Below are 17535 nucleotides of genomic sequence, written 5' to 3' on the forward strand. Positions count from 1 at the left end.
GCTCGCGGCCGGGCCGCGTGCGGGTCGGAGGACGAGCGCCGGTCACGACCGGCGGACGAGGAGGCCACCATGGCGGGTACGGAACGCACCCACGCGTCGCACGAGGACCGTCGTCCCGACGACGAGCCGGACGCACCGGAGGTCCCCACGGCGCCGCAGGCGCAGTCACGCGATGCCGAGGTGGACGCGCTGCTCGAGGAGATCGACGAGGTCCTGGAGACGAACGCGGAGTCCTTCGTCCGGGGCTTCGTGCAGAAGGGCGGCGAGTAGGAAGCGTGGCGGACCGCTGATGAGCACCCACCAGCCCGATCGCCTTCCTGGGCGGCTCCCCGACGCGTTCACGACCCCCGGGTCGTCGTCGTTCCTCGACTTCCTCTCCGGGCACGCTCCTGACCTGCTGCCGTCGCACCGCGCGGCGTCGCACGCGGGCTCCGGCGCGGCGCCCGCGGCCCCGCACGCCACGACGATCGTGGCGTGCACGTTCGGGGCCGACGGCGCGGGCGGCGTCGTGATGGCCGGCGACCGGCGCGCGACGATGGGCTCGATGATCGCGCACCGCGAGATCGAGAAGGTCTTCCCGGCGGACGAGTTCTCCGCAGTCGGCATCGCCGGCACGGCGGGCCTCGCGGTCGAGCTCGTGCGCCTGTTCCAGCTCGAGCTCGAGCACTACGAGAAGATCGAGGGCACGCTGCTCTCGCTCGACGGCAAGGCGAACCGCCTGTCGACGATGATCCGGCAGAACCTCGGCATGGCGATGCAGGGCCTCGCCGTGGTGCCGCTGTTCGCGGGGTTCGACCTCGACCGCGGGCAGGGCCGCATCTTCTCCTACGACGTCACGGGCGGGCGCTACGAGGAGCGCGAGCACCACAGCGTCGGCTCCGGGTCGGTGTTCGCCCGGGGTGCGCTGAAGAAGCTGTGGCGACCGGGCCTGGACCGCGACGCGGTCGTCCGGGTCGCGGTCGAGTCGCTGTTCGACGCCGCGGACGACGACTCCGCGACGGGGGGACCCGACACGGTCCGCCGGATCTGGCCGATCGTCGCCGTGGTGACGGGGGCCGGGTACGAGCGGGTCCCGGAGGCCGAGCTCGAGGCGGTCGTCGAGGAGATCGTCGCCGAGCGTCGCGGACTCGCGGGCGGTCGCGGCACGACCGAGCACGGAGGTGACCTCGCATGACGATGCCGTTCTACGTCTCGCCCGAGCAGCTCATGAAGGACCGGGCCGACTTCGCGCGCAAGGGCATCGCCCGGGGCCGTTCCGTCGTCGTGCTCGCGTACGAGGACGGGATCGCGTTCGCGACGGAGAACCCGTCGCGCGCGCTGCACAAGATCTCCGAGATCTACGACCGCATCGCGTTCGCCGCGGTCGGCAAGTACAACGAGTTCGAGAACCTGCGCGTCGCGGGGGTGCGCTACGCCGACCTGCGCGGCTACTCCTACGACCGCACGGACGTCAACGCGCGGGGACTGGCGAACGCGTACGCCCAGACGCTCGGCACGGTCTTCACTACGGAGTCCAAGCCGCTCGAGGTCGAGCTCGTCGTCGCCGAGGTCGGGCCGACGTCCGCGCAGGACCAGATCTACCGCCTCTCCTACGACGGGTCCGTGGCCGACGAGCAGGGTCACGTCGTCATGGGCGGGCAGTCGGAGCAGCTGGGCCGCATCCTCGACGACGCGTGGCAGCCCGGCCTGTCCCTCGGGGAGGTGCTGCGGCTCGCGGTGCGGGCCCTGGGCTCCGGCGGCGAGGGCGAGCCGGTGCGGGAGATCGCGGCGAACCAGCTCGAGGTCGCGGTGCTCGACCGCACGCGACCGCGGCGCGCGTTCCGCCGCCTGTCGGGGACGGTTCTCGAGGGCCTGCTGCAGGCACCGCCCGGCGAGACCCCGGCGACGGGCGACGACGCCGAACCCGCGCCCGGCGCGGCGAGCGAGGGGTAGGACGCCATGGAGCGCAGGATCTTCGGGCTCGAGACGGAGTACGGCGTCACGTGCGCGTCGGACGACGGCCGCGGGCTCTCTGCCGACGAGGTCGCGCGCTACCTGTTCCGCAAGGTGGTCGCGTGGGGGCGCTCGTCCAACGTGTTCCTGCGCAACGGCTCGCGCCTGTACCTCGACGTGGGGTCGCACCCGGAGTACGCGACCGCCGAGTGCGACGACGTTCGGCAGCTCGTCGCGTACGACCGCGGCGGTGAGCGGATCCTCGAGGGCCTCGTGGCCGACGCGCAGCAGCGCCTCGAGCACGAGGGCCTGCCCGGGAAGATCCACCTGTTCAAGAACAACACGGACTCGGCGGGCAACTCCTACGGCTGCCACGAGAACTACCTCGTGCGCCGTCAGGGCGACTTCGCGCGGCTCTCGGACGTGCTCGTGCCGTTCCTCATCACGCGTCAGGTGCTCACCGGGGCCGGCAAGGTGCTCTCGACCCCGCGGGGCGCGGTCTACTGCTTGTCCCAGCGCGCCGACCACATCTGGGAGGCCGTGTCGAGCGCGACCACGCGCTCGCGGCCCATCATCAACACGCGCGACGAGCCGCACGCCGACGCGGAGAGCTACCGGCGGCTGCACGTCATCGTGGGCGACTCGTCCATGGCGGAGACGACGACCATGCTCAAGGTCGGCACGACCGATCTCATCCTGCGCATGATCGAGGCCGGGGTGCCGATGCGGGATCTCGCGCTGGAGAACCCGATCCGGGCGATCCGGGAGATCAGCCACGACATGACAGGCAAGCAGCCCGTCCAGCTCGCGAGCGGGCGCACGGTCACGGCGATCGACCTGCAGGGGGAGTACCTGCAGCGCGTCAAGGAGTTCGTCGAGGCGGGGGGCTCCACGACACCGGTCGTCAAGCAGGTCCTCGACCTGTGGGAGCGCGGGCTGCGCGCGCTCGAGTCGGGCGACCTCTCGCTCGTCGACCGCGAGCTGGACTGGGTCATCAAGTACCGGCTCATCCAGCGCTACCAGGCCAAGCACGGCCTCGAGCTCGACGACCCGCGCATCGCCCGGCTCGACCTGGCCTACCACGACATCTCGCGCACCGAGGGCCTGTACAACCTCCTCGCGGCGCGCGGCATGGTCGAGCGGATCACGACCGACCTCGAGGTCTTCGAGTCCACCGCGGTCCCGCCGCAGACGACGCGTGCCAAGCTCCGCGGCGACTTCGTGCGCGCCGCGCAGGAGGCCCGCCGCGACTACACGGTGGACTGGGTGCACCTCAAGCTCAACGACCAGGCGCAGCGCACGGTGCTGTGCAAGGACCCCTTCCGCAGCGTCGACGAGCGCGTGGAACGACTCATCGAGTCGATGTGACGTGCGGGGCGTGATGTGAGGACAGGGGTTCCGGCGGTCGTGCGGCCCTTCGGGGAGACGGCACGGCCGGTACGACGGCGCGCGCGCGGTGCGCTCGCGACCGGCCTGGTGCTCGTCGCCGCCCTCCTGCTGGGCGGGTGCGAGGAGCCCGAGGACACGCCGTCGACCCCCGCGAACACCGCGCTCGAGGTGACCGGCTCCGCGGGCGCGCCCCCCACGCTCGAGTACACGACCCCGCTCGACGTGCCCCAGGTGCGCTCGGAGGTGGTGTGGCCGGGGACGGGACGCGAGCTCGCGGACGGCGATCCCGTGCTGCTCAACCTCTACGCGCAGGACGCGCGGGACGCGACGGTCCTGCAGAACACCTACGCGGACGCCCCGCAGTGGCTCACGCTCGACGACTCCTCCGTGGGCAGAGAGCTCGCCGACGAGCTGCGCGGGCAGCGCGTCGGGGCGCGCCTCGTGCACGTCGAGGAGGACGACGGCGTCCCCGTCGTCCTGGTCGTCGACGTGCTGCCGACCCGGGCGGACGGGGAGGCCGTCGCGCCCGAGGCCGCCGAGGGCGTACCCACGGTGACGCTCGCCGAGGACGGCGCCCCGACGATCACGATCCCGCCGGACGCCGCCCCGCCGGGCGACCTCGGGATCCGGCCGTTGATCCGTGGCGACGGACGTCAGGTGGAGGCCGGCCAGGTCGTCACCGTCCGGTACACCGGGGTGCGCTGGTCGGACGGCGAGGTGTTCGACACCTCGTGGGCCCCGGACGCGGCCCCGTCGTCCGTGATGATCGGCCTCGGCGAGGTGATCGAGGGCTGGGAGCAGGGACTGCTCGAGCAGTCGGTGGGCAGCCAGGTCCTGCTCGTCGTCCCGCCCGAGCTCGGCTACGAGGGCACCGCGAGCCCGCTCGCGGGCGAGACGCTCGTGTACGTCGTCGACATCCTCGACGCGCACTTCCCGGTGAGCGCGGAGGAGGCGGCGGGCGGCACCGACGGCGCCGAACCTGCCGCGACCGACCAGACCGGCGAGGCGCCGGCCGACCAAGGAGAGACCTCATGACCGTCGCGATCCGCGTGATCCCGTGCCTCGACGTCGACGCCGGCCGCGTCGTCAAGGGCGTGAACTTCGAGAACCTGCGCGACGCGGGCGACCCCGTCGAGCTCGCGTCCCGCTACGACGGCGAGGGCGCCGACGAGCTGACCTTCCTCGACGTCTCGGCGTCGTCCGGCAACCGCGAGACGACGTACGACGTCGTGCGCCGCACGGCCGAGCAGGTGTTCGTCCCGCTCACGGTGGGCGGCGGCGTGCGCGCGGTCGAGGACGTCGACCGGCTCCTGCGCGCGGGGGCGGACAAGGTGGGCGTGAACACCGCCGCGATCGCGCGGCCGGAGCTCATCGCGGAGATCGCGGACCGCTTCGGCAGCCAGGTGCTCGTGCTGTCGGTCGACGCGCGACGCGTCAGCGGCGACGCCCGCACGGAGTCCGGCTACGAGGTGACGACGCACGGCGGACGGCGCGGCACGGGCATCGACGCGGTCGAATGGGCGGCACGAGCGGCCGAGCTCGGCGCGGGCGAGATCCTGCTCAACTCGATGGACGCCGACGGCACGACGTCGGGCTTCGACCTCGAGATGTTCGCCGCGGTGCGCCGCGAGGTGCGCGTTCCGCTCATCGCGAGCGGGGGAGCCGGCACGCCGGAGCACTTCGTCGACGCCGCACGGGCCGGCGCCGACGCCGTCCTCGCCGCGAGCGTGTTCCACTTCGGCGCGCTCACCGTCGGCCAGGTCAAGGACGCGCTGCGCGAGGCGGGCATCGCCGTGCGCTGAGGCGGGCGCGAACCGGACGGACGGCCGGTTCGCTGTGAGAAGATCGTCGGATCCCGAACGAAAGACGAGGTACGTCCCGTGCCCGGCAGCACGACGCGCCCGAACGGTGCCGACGCCCACCCCTCCGACTCCCTCCCCGCAGAACCGAAGGTCCGCCGTCCCCACGCCCTGACCGGGTCGCGCGTGCGCCGCTCGCTCGCTCTGATGGGTCGTGGCATCCGCGACGAGCCGCGCACGTACGTCCTCGCGATCGGCTCGTCCGCGATCTTCGGTGCGCTGACCGTCGGCGTGAGCAGCGCGATCGGTACGGTGACCGACGAGGTCGTCGTCCCGGCGCTCGCGGGTGACGAGGCCGCGCAGGACCGCATCTGGGTCGCGGGCCTCGTGCTCGCGGGCATCGCGGTCTCGCTCGCGGCGAGCGTCGCCGCACGGCGCATCTTCGCCGGGAACGGCTACGCGGCGCTCCAGGCCCGCCACCGGACGGCGGTGACGCGGCAGTACCTGCGGCTGCCGATGTCGTGGCACCGCGCGCACCCGGCGGGGCAGCTCCTGTCGAACGCGAGCTCCGACGTCGAGGCCGCGACCGGGGTCTTCAACCCGCTGCCCTTCGCGCTCGGCGTCGTCGTGATGATCGGCGTGTCCGCCGTGATGCTGTTCCGGATCGACGTCTGGCTCGCGTGCGCCGCGCTCGTCGTCATCCCGGTCGCCGTCGCCGTGAACGTCGTCTTCCAGCGCTACATGTCGCCCGCGATCACGCGCGCCCAGCAGCTGCGCGCCGAGGTGGCCGACGTCGCGCACGAGAGCTTCGAGGCGGCCCTGCTCGTCACGTCGCTCGGCACCGCGGACCGCGAGGAGCGCCGCTTCGCCGAGCGGACCGACACGCTGCGCGGCGCGAACGTCCGGGTGGGCGTCGTACGGGCCTTCTTCGACCCGGTCATCGAGCTGCTGCCGTCCCTCGGGACGCTCCTCGTCCTGGGGGTCGGCACCGTGCGCCTCGCCGCGGGCGGCGTCCAACCGGGGGAGATCGTCACCGCGGCGTACCTCCTGACGATCATGGCGGTCCCCGTGCGCGCGTTCGGCTGGGTCCTCGGCGAGCTGCCGCGCGCCCTCGTCGGGTACGAGCGCATCAGCCGCGTCGTCGACGCCGGGACGGGTCTCGTGGCGGGGACGCAGACCGTCCCCGGCACCGGCGGGCTCCGCGTGCGGTTCGAGGGCGTCGGCGTGGACGTGCGCCCGGGCGGTCGTCCGGCCACGCTCCTCGACGGGGTCGACCTCGACCTCGCGCCCGGCAGCACGGTCGCCGTCGTCGGCTCCACGGGTGCCGGCAAGACGACGCTCGTGTCTCTCCTCGCGCGCCTGTCCGACCCCACGCGGGGCCGGGTCACGCTCGACGGCACCGACGTGCGCGACGTCCGGCAGTCCGACCTCACCACGCAGGTCGCGCTCGTCGCGCAGCACGCGTTCGTGTTCGAGGACACCGTGCGCTCGAACGTCACGCTCGCCGACGAGGGCACCGGGCCCGACGACGCCCAGGTCTGGGAGGCCCTGCGCCTCGCGCGCGTCGACGACGTGATCGAGCGGCTGCCCGGCGGGCTCGACGCCCCGCTCGGCGAGCGGGGCGCGAACCTGTCCGGCGGGCAGCGTCAGCGGCTCGCCATCGCCCGCGCCCTCGTCCGGCGCCCACGCCTCCTCGTGCTCGACGACGCGACCTCCGCCGTCGACCCGCGCGTCGAGCAGCAGATCCTCGCCGGGCTGCGGGACGAGGGCCGTGACCGGCCGACGGTCGTCATGGTCGCCTACCGGATGGCGAGCGTGGCGCTCGCGGACGTCGTCGTGCACGTCGGGTCGGGACGCGTGGTCGACGTCGGGACGCACGACGAGCTGCTCGCGCGCGACCCCGGCTACCGCGAGCTCGCGACCGCCTACGCGCGTGAGGCGGAGCGCCGCGCCGCGGACGAGCAGGACGCCGCGGACGACGAGATCCGCCGGCACGAGGAGCAGGCGGCCGGCGAGACGGCCGACGTCGACGTGCCGGAGGACCTCGAGCGGCGGGAGAACGAGGAGACGGACGACGTGGCGCGTCGGGCCGAGGCAGGGGCGCTGGAGGAATGACGACCACGACGACCCGGGTCCCGGGCACCACCACGGGCGCGACCGCCGACTCGCGCATCGCCTCGGCGAGCACGCTCGGCGTGCTCGCGACGCTGCGCCGCGGCGTGCAGGTCTCGCCGCAGATCCTCGACGGGCTGTGGATCACCCTCGGCCTCGCCCTCGCGGCGGCGCTCGGGCGCGTCGTCGTGCCCGTGACCGTCCAGCAGACGATCGACACCGGCATCCTCGCCGACGGCGGGCCCGACACCGGCCGCGTCGGGCTGCTCGTCGGCGCTGCCGCGGCGGTGCTCGTCGTCGCGGGCCTGTGCTCGGCGCTCGTCAACGTCCGCCTCTTCCGGTCGACGGAGGCCGGGCTCGCGCACCTGCGCGTGCGCGCGTTCCGCCACGTGCACGACCTGTCGGTCCTCACGCAGAACACCGAGCGACGCGGTTCGCTCGTCTCCCGCGTGACGAGCGACGTCGACACCATCTCGCTCTTCGTGCAGTGGGGCGGCATCATGCTGCTCGTCTCCGTGCTGCAGATCGGCGTCGCGACGGTGCTCATGGCGATCTACTCGTGGCAGCTCACGATCGTCGTGTGGGCCTGCTTCATCCCGCTCTTCCTCGTCCTGCGTCCCGCGCAGCGGCGCGTCAACGACGCGTACACGACCGTGCGGGCGCGCGTCGGCGCGATGCTCGGCGCGATTTCCGAGTCGGTCGTCGGCGCCGAGACCATCCGTGCCTACGGCGCCGGTGCGCGCACCGCGCGGCGGATCGACACCGCGGTCGACGGCACGCGCCGCGCCATGGTCCGCGCGCAGAAGCTCGTCGCGGTGGTCTTCTCCAGCGGTGTCCTCGTCGCGAACCTCGTCCTGGCCGTCGTCGTGGTCGTCGGCTCGCTCCTGGGCGTCGCGGGCGACATCTCGGTGGGCCGGCTCCTCGCGTTCCTGTTCCTCGTCCAGCTCTTCACGGGCCCGGTCCAGATGGCGACCGAGATCCTCAACGAGCTGCAGAACGCCGTCGCCGGGTGGCGCCGCGTCCTCGCGGTGCTGGAGACCCCGGTCGAGGTCGTCGACCCCGGTGAAGACGGTGTCACGAGCCCCCGCGGACCCGCGCACGTGCGTCTCGAGGGCGTGCGGTTCGCGTACCCCGACGGACCGGAGGTGCTGCACGGCGTCGACCTCGACCTGCCGGCCCGCGCCTCCGTGGCCGTGGTCGGGGCGACGGGGTCCGGCAAGACGACGATCGCGAAGCTCGTCACGCGGCTCATGGACCCCACCGCGGGCCGGGTGCTGCTCGACGGCGTCGACCTGCGCGAGCTCCGCACCGCGAACCTGCGCGAGCGTGTCGTGCTGGTCCCGCAGGAGGGCTTCCTGTTCGACGGCACGCTCGCCGACAACGTCGCCTACGGCCTGCGCGGCGACGTGGGCGACCCCGCGGCGGGCACGCCGGAGCGCGGACAGATCGAGGCGGCGGTCGACCGGCTGGGGCTCGCCGACTGGGTCGCGGACCTGCCGGACGGCCTCGACACGGAGGTCGGCCAGCGCGGCGAGTCGTTGTCGGCGGGCGAGCGCCAGCTCGTCGCGCTCCTGCGCGCGTACCTCGCCGAGGCCGACCTGCTCGTCCTGGACGAGGCGACGTCCGCCGTCGACCCGGCGACCGAGGTGCGCATCGCGCGCGCCCTGGCGTCGCTCACGGCGGGACGGTCGACGCTCACCATCGCGCACCGCCTCTCGACGGCCGAGGCGGCCGACCTCGTCGTCGTCGTCGACGCGGGGCACGTGGTCGAGCTCGGGCACCACGCCGAGCTCGTCCGCGCCGGGGGCGTCTACGCGCACATGCACGACGCCTGGGTCTCGCAGACACGGTGACGCGCGCACACGACGGGCGGTCGGCCGGGCCCGACGAGACGACGCGCCGCGCGGGCGCCCGCGTCTGGCAGGATTCTCGGGTGCCCGACGACACCCTGCCCGCACCGTCCCTCGACCCCGACGTCGCGGCGCGCCTCAAGCGCGACGACGCCGGGCTGGTGGCGGCGATCGTCCAGCAGCACGACACCGGCGAGGTGCTCATGCTCGGCTGGATGGACGACGAGGCGCTGCACCGCACGCTCACGAGCGGACGCGTGACGTTCTGGAGCCGCTCGCGGCAGGAGTACTGGCGCAAGGGCGACACGTCCGGTCACGTCCAGGTCGTGCGCTCGGTCGCGCTCGACTGCGACGGTGACGCGCTCCTCGTGCGCGTCCACCAGGTCGGCGCCGCGTGCCACACGGGGACCCGCACCTGCTTCGAGGCCGGGGGAGACCTCGGCGCGGTCGTCGGGGAGCTCCCCGACGCGGTCGCCGAGACGACCCCCGACGCCACGGCGGACCGCACGACCGACGCGACGACCGACCCCGCGACCGATCCCGAGGAGGAGAACCAGTGAACGCGACCGCGCAGGCCGAGCCCACGACCGTCCCGGCAGGCGGACCGGCGTGGGGCGAGACCTGGCCGGTCGCCGCAGGCTTCCGCGCCCTCGCGTCGACTCGCCGCGTCGTCCCGGTGGTCCGTCGTCTCCTGGCCGACGACGTCACGCCCGTCGGGCTGTACCGCACCCTCGCGCAGGGTCGCCCGGGCACGTTCGTGCTCGAGTCCGCCGAGTCGGACGGCACGTGGGGGCGCTGGTCGTTCGTGGGCGCCGCGTCGCGCGCGACGCTGACGTCGCGCGACGGCCGGGCCGTCTGGTCGGGCGACGTGCCGGTCGGGATCCCGACCGAGGGCGACGTCGTCGAGGTGCTCGACGCCACGCTCGAGGCGCTGCGCACGCCGCCCATCGACGGACTGCCGCCGCTCACCGGCGGTCTCGCGGGAGCGATCGGCTGGGACGTCATCCGGCACTGGGAGCCCACGCTGCCCGCCGCGGCCCCCGACGAGCTCGGCGTCCCCGAGCTGACGCTGTGCCTCGCGACCGACGTCGCCGCCGTCGACCACCGCGAGGGCAGCGTGTGGCTCGTGGCGAACGCGATCAACTTCGACGACACCGACGAGCGCGTCGACGAGGCCTACGCGGACGCGGTGGCCCGGCTCGACGCGATGCAGGCCCGGCTCGTCGCCGGTGGCGCGCACGTCGTCTCGGTGGGCGCGGACGTCCCCGAGCCGCAGCTCGAGTTCCGCTCGACGCGCGAGGAGTTCGAGGCGTCGGTCGTGGCGGGCAAGGACGCGATCCGCGAGGGCGAGGTCTTCCAGGTCGTGCTGTCCCAGCGCCTCGACCTCGACTGCCCCGCGGAGCCGCTCGACGTGTACCGCGCGCTGCGGACCATCAACCCGAGCCCCTACATGTACTACTTCCAGCTCACCGACCCCGACGGCCGAGACTTCGCCGTCGTCGGGTCGAGCCCCGAGACGCTCGTCAAGGTGACCGCCGGTCGCGTCGTGACCTTCCCCATCGCGGGGTCGCGGCCGCGCGGAGCCACGCCCGAGGAGGACGTGGCGCTCGGCGAGGAGCTCCTCGAGGACCCCAAGGAGCGCGCCGAGCACATCATGCTCGTCGACCTGTCGCGCAACGACCTCGTCAAGGTCTGCGAGCCGACGTCCGTGGAGGTCGTCGAGTTCATGGCGACCAAGCGGTTCAGCCACATCATGCACCTGTGCTCGACCGTCGTGGGCACCCTGCGCGACGGCGCGACGGCGCTCGACGCGTTCCGCGCGACGTTCCCCGCCGGCACGCTCTCGGGTGCACCCAAGCCGCGAGCCATCGCCCTGATCGACGAGCTGGAGCCCGCGCGCCGGGGGATCTACGGCGGCACCGCCGGGTACTTCGACTTCGCGGGCGACATGGACATGGCGATCGCGATCCGCACCGCGCTCATCCGCGACGGCCGTGCGAGCGTCCAGGCCGGGGGCGGGATCGTGGCCGACTCGGTCCCCGCGCTCGAGTACGCGGAGTCTCGGAACAAGGCCGCGGCCGCCGTCCGGGCGGTCCAGGTCGCCGCACGGCTGCGGGGCCTGTGATGAGTGCCGGCACGGCGTCCCGAACCCGCACGCCCTCGCGTCGCGCCGCGATCTGGCTGCTCCTGCTGCTCGGGGGCGCGACGCTCGCCGCGTCCGCCGTCACGTGGTCGACCACGACGGGGGCGACGGCGCTCGACCCCGTCGTGGAGGTCTCGGTCAGCGGCACCACCGCGGCTCCCGGCGTGGGGGCCGCCGCGCTCGTCCTCGTGGCCGCCGGGCTCGCGCTCGGGCTCGTCGGCCGTGTCGGCCGGTGGGTCGTGCTCGCCGTCGCCGCGGCCAGCGGTGCGGTCACCACGGCCGCGGCGCTCGGCGTCGCGCTCGACCCCGAGCCGAGCGCGCGCTCCGCCGTCGCCGAGGCGACCGGCGTCACCGAGCTCACGTCGGCCGTCTCGCTCACGGCGGCGCCGTGGGTCGCGGCGGTGCTCGGCGTGGTGACCGTCCTCGCCGTGGTGTGGGTCGCCGTCGGCTCGCGCGGCTGGCAGCAGGCCTCGACGCGGCACGAACGCGACGGCTCGCCGTCCGGCCGCCCGACGTCCGGCGGTGCCCCGGGCACGGACGACCCGGCGACCGAGGCCGCAGCGCCGATCCCGCAGGACGACGAGCTCACCGACCACGACGCCTGGGACGCGCTGTCCCGGGGCGAGGACCCGACCGACCGCTGACCCGGAACCTCTCCGCGGCCCTGTCACCGGCCCGCCGCACGCGCGGCGCCGAGGACGGGTCCGATAGTCTGGCTGCACATCATGACGAAAGGCACGACCCTCATGGCCGAGAACCAGAAGACGACCGAGATCGCCTACCTGCCGCCCGCGGCGCCGCCCACGAACCACGGACACACCGTCGCCGCGTGGACCACCATGATCGGCATCATGGTCGGCGCGCTCGTCGCCGCGATCGGCGTCGTCGTCGCAGCCGTCTGGCTGTTCTGGGTCGGCATGGGTGTCGTCACGCTGAGCCTCGTCGCCGGTGTCGTGCTCCGGAACATGGGCTACGGGCAGAAGTCCGTCTCGCGGTGACCCAGCCGCCGGCCGCGGGACCGCCGGGGGACGAGCGGTACGCACCGCCCTCGTACGGTGCTCCTGCGCCCGGCGGGTCACCGACACCAGGCGCGCCGCCGTACCCCGGCGCCGTCCCCTACGCCGGCAGCCCGTACCCGCCGGTGCTACCGCAGAACGGTCTCGCGGTGTGGTCCCTCGTGCTCGGCATCGCCTCGTTCGTCCTGAGCTGCGGGCTGCTGACGGGCATCCCCGCGATCATCCTCGGCACGCAGGCGAGGCGCGCGGACGCGAACGGCCAGGCCGACAACGGTGGGGTGGCCACCGCGGGCATCGTGCTCGGGTGGGTCGCCGTCGGGCTGTCCATCGTCGCGATCGCCCTGGTCGCGATCCTGTTCCCCGCCCTGCTCGTGTGGGTCGAGTCGATCCCGGACCAGCAGTGACCGCGCCGTCGTCCCGGAGCGGGACGCTGCCGAGCGGGGGGCCGGTCGGCGGACCGCCCCGGCCGGTGCCCGTGCGCCGCGTTCGGGGGCTCCGAGGTGCGGCCGCGCCGCTGGCGACCGGCGCCGCGGTGGCGGCGGCCGTCGCGTACGTCGGGCTCGTCGACCCGAACCAGCCCGGCCACTTCCTCACGTGCCCCCTGCTCGCGCTGACGGGCCTCGCGTGCCCGGGGTGCGGCGGGCTGCGCGCGACGCACGACCTGGTGCACCTCGACGTCGTGAGCGCCTGGTCGATGAACCCGCTCTGGGTGCTCGTCGCACCGTTGCTGGTGGGCCTGTGGTCGGTGTGGCTGGTCCGCGCGTGGCACGGCCGACCCGGTCCGAGCCTCCCGCCCGCCGTGGCGTGGACGGGGCTCGTCGTGCTCGTCGCGTTCGGCGTCCTGCGCAACGTCCCGGGGCTCGTCGAGTGGCTGGGCCCCGCCCCCTCCTGAGGGCTCCGGCGCACGTCTCGGGGGTTGGGCCGTGGTCATCGTCACTCGGGCACGGCCCTACGATGGCAGATATCTCCGTGTCAACGGGCTGACTCGTCCTGTGGACGAGCCCGCTCGGGTCGACCGACGACGGAGGCTGGGGACGAGCACGGGGAGTGATGGGGCGATGACGGTTCTCGACGACATCGTCGCCGGGGTGCGCGAGGATCTCGCGGCACGCCAGGCGACGACCTCGCTGGACGACCTCAAGGAGCGTGCGTCACGGCTGCCGGGCGCGCTCGAGTGCGTGAGCCGCCTCAAGGCGGACCACGCCGTCGCGATCATCGCCGAGGTGAAGCGCTCGAGCCCGAGCAAGGGTGCTCTCGCCTCGATCGCCGACCCCGCCGAGCTCGCCGGCGAGTACGAGAAGGGCGGCGCGTCCGCGATCTCCGTGCTCACCGAGCAGCGTCGGTTCAACGGCAGCCTCGCGGACCTCGACGCCGTCCGTGCGCGGGTCGACGTGCCCGTGCTGCGCAAGGACTTCGTCGTCACGCCCTACCAGGTGTGGGAGGCGCGCGCCCACGGCGCCGACCTCGTCCTGCTCATCGTCGCCGCGCTCGAGCAGACGGTGCTCACGTCGCTCGTGGAGCGAGTGCACTCGCTCGGCATGACCGCTCTCGTCGAGGTCCACACGCTCGACGAGGTGGGGCGCGCGCTCGACGCCGGCGCCCGCGTCGTCGGCGTGAACTCGCGCGACCTCAAGACGCTCGACGTCGACCGCACCACCTTCGCGCGCCTCGCGCCCGCCATCCCCGACGACGTCGTCCGCGTCGCCGAGTCGGGCGTCCGCGGACCGCACGACGTCATGGACTACGCGCGCTCCGGCGCGCACGCCGTCCTGGTGGGGGAGGCGCTCGTGACGGACGACGCCCCGCGCGCGTCCGTCGCCGACCTCGTGGCGGCCGGTGCGCACCCGTCCCTGTGGTCCGTGCGGCCCTGAGGCGTCGACCGTCCCGACCGTCACGCAGCAGGTGCCGCGCCCCGGCCCCCACCCCGTCTCCCGCAGGAGGTCCGGCCCCGTGCCCGACTCGACACCCACCACCCCTGAGACTTCCGACACCGCCTCCGTGCGCGCCGAGCTCACCCGCTCGCTCGCGAACCAGGAGGGCCCGTACTTCGGCGCGTTCGGCGGACGCTTCGTCCCCGAGGCGCTCATCGCCGCCCTCGACGAGCTCGAGACCGACTACCGCAAGGCGCTCGACGACCCGGCGTTCGTCAACGAGCTCGCGCGGCTCCAGCGCGAGTACACGGGTCGGCCCAGCCCGCTGACCGAGGTGCCGCGGTTCGCCGCGCACGCCGGCGGTGCGCCGGGCGCCGTCCGGATGTTCCTCAAGCGCGAGGACCTCAACCACACGGGCTCGCACAAGATCAACAACGTGCTCGGCCAGGCGCTCCTCGTGAAGCGGATGGGCAAGACGCGCGTCATCGCCGAGACCGGGGCGGGCCAGCACGGCGTCGCGACGGCGACGGCGGCCGCGCTGCTCGACCTCGAGTGCGTCGTCTACATGGGCGAGGAGGACACGCGGCGCCAGGCGCTCAACGTCGCCCGCATGCGCCTCCTGGGCGCCGAGGTCGTCCCCGTGACGATCGGCCAGCGCACGCTCAAGGACGCGATCAACGAGGCGCTGCGCGACTGGGTGGCGAACGTCGAGTCGACGCACTACCTGCTGGGCACCGTGACGGGGCCCCACCCCTTCCCGGAGATGGTGCGCGAGTTCCACCGCGTCATCGGCGAGGAGGCGCGGACCCAGATCCTCGACCGGATCGGCCGCCTCCCGGACGCCGTGGCGGCGTGCGTCGGCGGAGGCTCCAACGCGCTCGGCATCTTCAACGCGTTCCTCGACGACGACGGCGTCGAGCTGTTCGGGTTCGAGGCGGGCGGCGAGGGCGTCGAGACCGGTCGGCACGCGGCCCGCTTCAGCGGCGGCGTCCCGGGCGTGCTGCACGGCGCGCGCTCGTACCTCCTGCAGGACGAGGACGGCCAGACGCTGCCGAGCCACTCGGTCTCCGCCGGGCTCGACTACCCGAGCGTCGGCCCCGCGCACGCGTGGCTGCACGACCTCGGACGGGCGACCTACCAGCCTGTGACGGACTCCGAGGCGATGGAGGCGTTCCGTCTCCTGTGCCGCACCGAGGGCATCATCCCGGCGATCGAGTCGGCGCACGCCCTCGCCGGCGCGCTGCGCGTCGGCCGTGACGCCGTCGCGGCGGGCCGGGAGGACCACGTGGTCCTCGTCAACCTCTCGGGCCGAGGCGACAAGGACGTGGCGACCGCCGCACGGTGGTTCGACCTCGTGGACGACGACGCGATCGCCGAGACGGCGACGGGTACGGAGGGACAGCTGTGAACGGCGTGCAGGAGGCCCGGGGCACGGCCGTGCCGAGCGAGCCCGGCGTGATCACCTCCCGGACCGCGGACCGGCTCGCCGCGCTGCGCGACGAGGGACGGGCCGCGCTCGTGGGGTACCTCCCGGTCGGGTTCCCGACCGTGGACCGGTCGATCGAGGCGGCGCTCGCGCTCGTCGAGGCGGGCGTCGACGTCCTCGAGCTGGGCGTCCCCTACACCGACCCGGTGATGGACGGTCCGGTGATCCAGGCCGCGGCGCAGACCGCGCTCGACGCGGGGAGCCGCGTCGCGGACGTCTTCCGCGTCGTCGAGGCCGTGACGTCGCGCAGCGGCGGGACGGTCCCCGTCCTCGTCATGACCTACTGGAACCCGGTCCTGCGCTACGGCGTCGACGCGTTCGCGCGCGACCTCGCCGCGGCGGGCGGTGCCGGACTCATCACGCCGGACCTCATCCCCGACGAGGGGCGCGAGTGGATCGAGGCCGCGGACCGCCACGGTCTCGACCGCGTGTTCCTCGTCGCGCCGAGCTCCACGCCCGAGCGGTTGCGCCTGACCGTGCGCGCGTCGCGCGGGTTCGTCTACGCGGCGTCGACCATGGGGGTCACGGGGGAGCGGACGCAGGTGGGGCCGCGTGCCGAGCAGCTCGTCGCCGACACCCGCGGAGCCGGAGCGCCGTTCGTGTGCGTCGGCCTCGGGGTCTCGACCGGCTCGCAGGCCGCCGAGGTCGCGCGCTTCGCCGACGGCGTCATCGTCGGCTCGGCGTTCGTGCGCCCCCTGCTCACGGACGCACCGTGGGAGGAGCGACTCGCCGCGCTGCGCGCGGTCGCGTCGTCGCTCGTCGACGGCGTCCGGGGAGCCCGTGGGGCCACGCCCGCCGACGGACCGGCGGGCGACCTGCCGGCCGTCGGCGCCGGGGAGGTGGTCGCGTGAGCGCCGCGCTCGCCGTCGCGCACGTCGTGGAGGCCGCGGGCGCGCTGCCCGCCGCGATCCCGAGCCCGCCGCAGCACACGTGGTACCTCGGTCCGTTCCCCCTCCGCGCGTACGCGCTCGCGATCCTCGCGGGCATCGTGGTCGCGCTGTGGCTCACCCGGCGACGCTGGGTCGAGCGCGGGGGCGAGGCCGACGACGTGCTCGAGATCGCGTTCTGGGCCGTGCCCTTCGGGATCGTCGGCGGCCGGCTCTACCACGTGTTCTCGACGCCCGACCCGTACTGGGGCCCCGGGGGAGACCCCGTCCGCGCGTTGTACGTGTGGGAGGGCGGCCTCGGGATCTGGGGCGCGGTCGCGCTGGGCGCGGTCGGCGCGTACATCGGCTGCCGCCGGCAGAAGGTCAGCTTCCCCGCGTTCGCCGACGCTCTCGCGCCCGGTCTCCTGCTCGCCCAGGCCGTCGGGCGGCTCGGCAACTGGTTCAACCAGGAGCTGTTCGGATCACCCACGACGCTCCCGTGGGGCCTGCGGGTCGACGACTCCGTCGCCGCGGCCGCCGGGTTCCCGCCCGGCACGCTCTTCCACCCGACGTTCCTGTACGAGATGGTCTGGAACATCGGCGCTGCCCTGCTCCTGATCTACCTGGACCGTCGGTTCCGGCTCGGTCATGGTCGGGTATTCTGGCTGTACGTCTTCGTCTACACGCTGGGTCGGGTGTGGATCGAGATGTTGCGCATCGACGAGGCCGAGCTCGTCCTGGGGCTCCGGCTGAACGTCTGGACCTCGATCGTGGTCGGCGTCGGTGCGTTGGTAGCGTTTATCGTTGTCGGGCGTCGCCACCCCGGGCGTGAGGAGACGGTCTCTCTGGAGACGACCTCTGACGGATCGCCCGAGGAGACGCCCGCCACGGAGTCCGAGGAGCCGGTCGAGCAGTCGACCGACGACGAGGACGCCGAGCAGACCGAGGACTCCGACGACTCGGAGGAGTCCGAGCAGGCAGGTGCCGCGCGACCAGACCCAGGTCGCTGAGCTCCCGTCATTCATCGGCGAATCCGCCGGGCGACCGCCCGGTGGGTTCTGTCATGTCCGT

General features: G+C 73.9%; 17 protein-coding genes and 1 pseudogene. All 18 read left to right on the plus strand.

All coding sequences use genetic code 11. The features are described from left to right. The first annotated feature begins 69 nt into the window (after nt 1-69). Nucleotides 70-270 carry a ubiquitin-like protein Pup gene (locus AC4H2G_RS12260; protein WP_069386939.1) on the plus strand — a complete coding sequence of 67 codons (201 nt, stop codon included), beginning with the start codon at nt 70-72 and terminating at the stop codon, nt 268-270. A gap of 19 nt (nt 271-289) precedes the next feature. Further along, nucleotides 290-1174, plus strand: coding sequence for a proteasome subunit beta (gene prcB / locus AC4H2G_RS12265; RefSeq protein WP_494366017.1), 885 nt, complete (start codon nt 290-292; stop codon nt 1172-1174). Further along, nucleotides 1171-1932, plus strand: coding sequence for a proteasome subunit alpha (gene prcA / locus AC4H2G_RS12270; RefSeq protein ID WP_494366018.1), 762 nt, complete (start codon nt 1171-1173; stop codon nt 1930-1932). Before prcB ends, prcA begins: the two co-directional genes overlap by 4 nt. A gap of 6 nt (nt 1933-1938) precedes the next feature. Next, complete coding sequence (gene pafA / locus AC4H2G_RS12275; RefSeq protein WP_494366019.1) at nt 1939-3300, plus strand: Pup--protein ligase; 1362 nt, start codon at nt 1939-1941, stop codon at nt 3298-3300. Nucleotides 3301-3339: 39 nt separating this feature from the next. Next, a complete protein-coding gene (locus AC4H2G_RS12280) occupies nt 3340-4356 on the plus strand; it encodes an FKBP-type peptidyl-prolyl cis-trans isomerase (RefSeq protein ID WP_494366020.1) in 1017 nt (338 codons plus the stop codon). Then, the gene (gene hisF, locus AC4H2G_RS12285) at nt 4353-5123 is read left to right on the plus strand and encodes an imidazole glycerol phosphate synthase subunit HisF (protein ID WP_494366021.1); all 771 of its coding nucleotides are present in this window, start codon (nt 4353-4355) and stop codon (nt 5121-5123) included. Before AC4H2G_RS12280 ends, hisF begins: the two co-directional genes overlap by 4 nt. A 204-nt stretch (nt 5124-5327) precedes the next feature. Beyond that, the gene (locus AC4H2G_RS12290) at nt 5328-7235 is read left to right on the plus strand and encodes an ABC transporter ATP-binding protein (protein ID WP_494366111.1); all 1908 of its coding nucleotides are present in this window, start codon (nt 5328-5330) and stop codon (nt 7233-7235) included. Beyond that, nucleotides 7232-9085 carry an ABC transporter ATP-binding protein gene (locus AC4H2G_RS12295; RefSeq protein WP_494366022.1) on the plus strand — a complete coding sequence of 618 codons (1854 nt, stop codon included), beginning with the start codon at nt 7232-7234 and terminating at the stop codon, nt 9083-9085. The genes AC4H2G_RS12290 and AC4H2G_RS12295 overlap by 4 nt, the downstream gene beginning before the upstream one ends. An 80-nt stretch (nt 9086-9165) precedes the next feature. Beyond that, nucleotides 9166-9540, plus strand: a pseudogene (gene hisI / locus AC4H2G_RS12300) (phosphoribosyl-AMP cyclohydrolase); the annotation flags it as partial. 98 nt (nt 9541-9638) lie between these two features. After that, the gene (locus AC4H2G_RS12305) at nt 9639-11207 is read left to right on the plus strand and encodes an anthranilate synthase component I (RefSeq protein ID WP_494366023.1); all 1569 of its coding nucleotides are present in this window, start codon (nt 9639-9641) and stop codon (nt 11205-11207) included. Continuing rightward, complete coding sequence (locus AC4H2G_RS12310; protein ID WP_494366024.1) at nt 11207-11869, plus strand: Trp biosynthesis-associated membrane protein; 663 nt, start codon at nt 11207-11209, stop codon at nt 11867-11869. Before AC4H2G_RS12305 ends, AC4H2G_RS12310 begins: the two co-directional genes overlap by 1 nt. An 81-nt stretch (nt 11870-11950) precedes the next feature. Further along, entirely contained in the window at nt 11951-12223 is a 273-nt protein-coding gene (locus AC4H2G_RS12315) for an HGxxPAAW family protein (protein ID WP_494366025.1), read from the plus strand. Next, on the plus strand, nt 12220-12645 hold the full coding sequence (locus AC4H2G_RS12320; protein WP_494366026.1) for a DUF4190 domain-containing protein: 426 nt from the start codon (nt 12220-12222) through the stop codon (nt 12643-12645). Before AC4H2G_RS12315 ends, AC4H2G_RS12320 begins: the two co-directional genes overlap by 4 nt. Before the next feature lie 71 nt (nt 12646-12716). Further along, nucleotides 12717-13133 (plus strand): DUF2752 domain-containing protein, encoded by a 417-nt coding sequence (locus AC4H2G_RS12325; RefSeq protein WP_494366027.1) that lies wholly within the window; start codon nt 12717-12719, stop codon nt 13131-13133. 166 nt (nt 13134-13299) lie between these two features. Further along, nucleotides 13300-14112 carry an indole-3-glycerol phosphate synthase TrpC gene (trpC, locus tag AC4H2G_RS12330; protein ID WP_494366028.1) on the plus strand — a complete coding sequence of 271 codons (813 nt, stop codon included), beginning with the start codon at nt 13300-13302 and terminating at the stop codon, nt 14110-14112. 127 nt (nt 14113-14239) lie between these two features. Then, nucleotides 14240-15520, plus strand: coding sequence for a tryptophan synthase subunit beta (gene trpB, locus AC4H2G_RS12335; RefSeq protein WP_494366112.1), 1281 nt, complete (start codon nt 14240-14242; stop codon nt 15518-15520). Beyond that, entirely contained in the window at nt 15517-16449 is a 933-nt protein-coding gene (gene trpA, locus AC4H2G_RS12340) for a tryptophan synthase subunit alpha (RefSeq protein ID WP_494366029.1), read from the plus strand. Before trpB ends, trpA begins: the two co-directional genes overlap by 4 nt. Beyond that, nucleotides 16446-17474: a prolipoprotein diacylglyceryl transferase gene (gene lgt / locus AC4H2G_RS12345; protein WP_494366030.1), complete on the plus strand. Its 1029-nt coding sequence runs from the start codon at nt 16446-16448 to the stop codon at nt 17472-17474. The genes trpA and lgt overlap by 4 nt, the downstream gene beginning before the upstream one ends. The last annotated feature ends 61 nt before the right edge of the window (nt 17475-17535 follow it).

It is taken from the genome of Cellulosimicrobium sp. BMG9.23, assembly GCF_059159985.1.

Bases quoted from the DNA above. Each gene is read 5' to 3' on its own strand.
- AC4H2G_RS12260 (WP_069386939.1), top strand. From the start codon at position 70: ATGGCGGGTACGGAACGCACCCACGCGTCGCACGAGGACCGTCGTCCC.
- prcB (WP_494366017.1), top strand. From the start codon at position 290: ATGAGCACCCACCAGCCCGATCGCCTTCCTGGGCGGCTCCCCGACGCG.
- prcA (WP_494366018.1), top strand. From the start codon at position 1,171: ATGACGATGCCGTTCTACGTCTCGCCCGAGCAGCTCATGAAGGACCGG.
- pafA (WP_494366019.1), top strand. From the start codon at position 1,939: ATGGAGCGCAGGATCTTCGGGCTCGAGACGGAGTACGGCGTCACGTGC.
- hisF (WP_494366021.1), top strand. From the start codon at position 4,353: ATGACCGTCGCGATCCGCGTGATCCCGTGCCTCGACGTCGACGCCGGC.
- AC4H2G_RS12290 (WP_494366111.1), top strand. From the start codon at position 5,328: ATGGGTCGTGGCATCCGCGACGAGCCGCGCACGTACGTCCTCGCGATC.
- AC4H2G_RS12295 (WP_494366022.1), top strand. From the start codon at position 7,232: ATGACGACCACGACGACCCGGGTCCCGGGCACCACCACGGGCGCGACC.
- AC4H2G_RS12310 (WP_494366024.1), top strand. From the start codon at position 11,207: ATGAGTGCCGGCACGGCGTCCCGAACCCGCACGCCCTCGCGTCGCGCC.
- AC4H2G_RS12315 (WP_494366025.1), top strand. From the start codon at position 11,951: ATGACGAAAGGCACGACCCTCATGGCCGAGAACCAGAAGACGACCGAG.
- trpC (WP_494366028.1), top strand. From the start codon at position 13,300: ATGACGGTTCTCGACGACATCGTCGCCGGGGTGCGCGAGGATCTCGCG.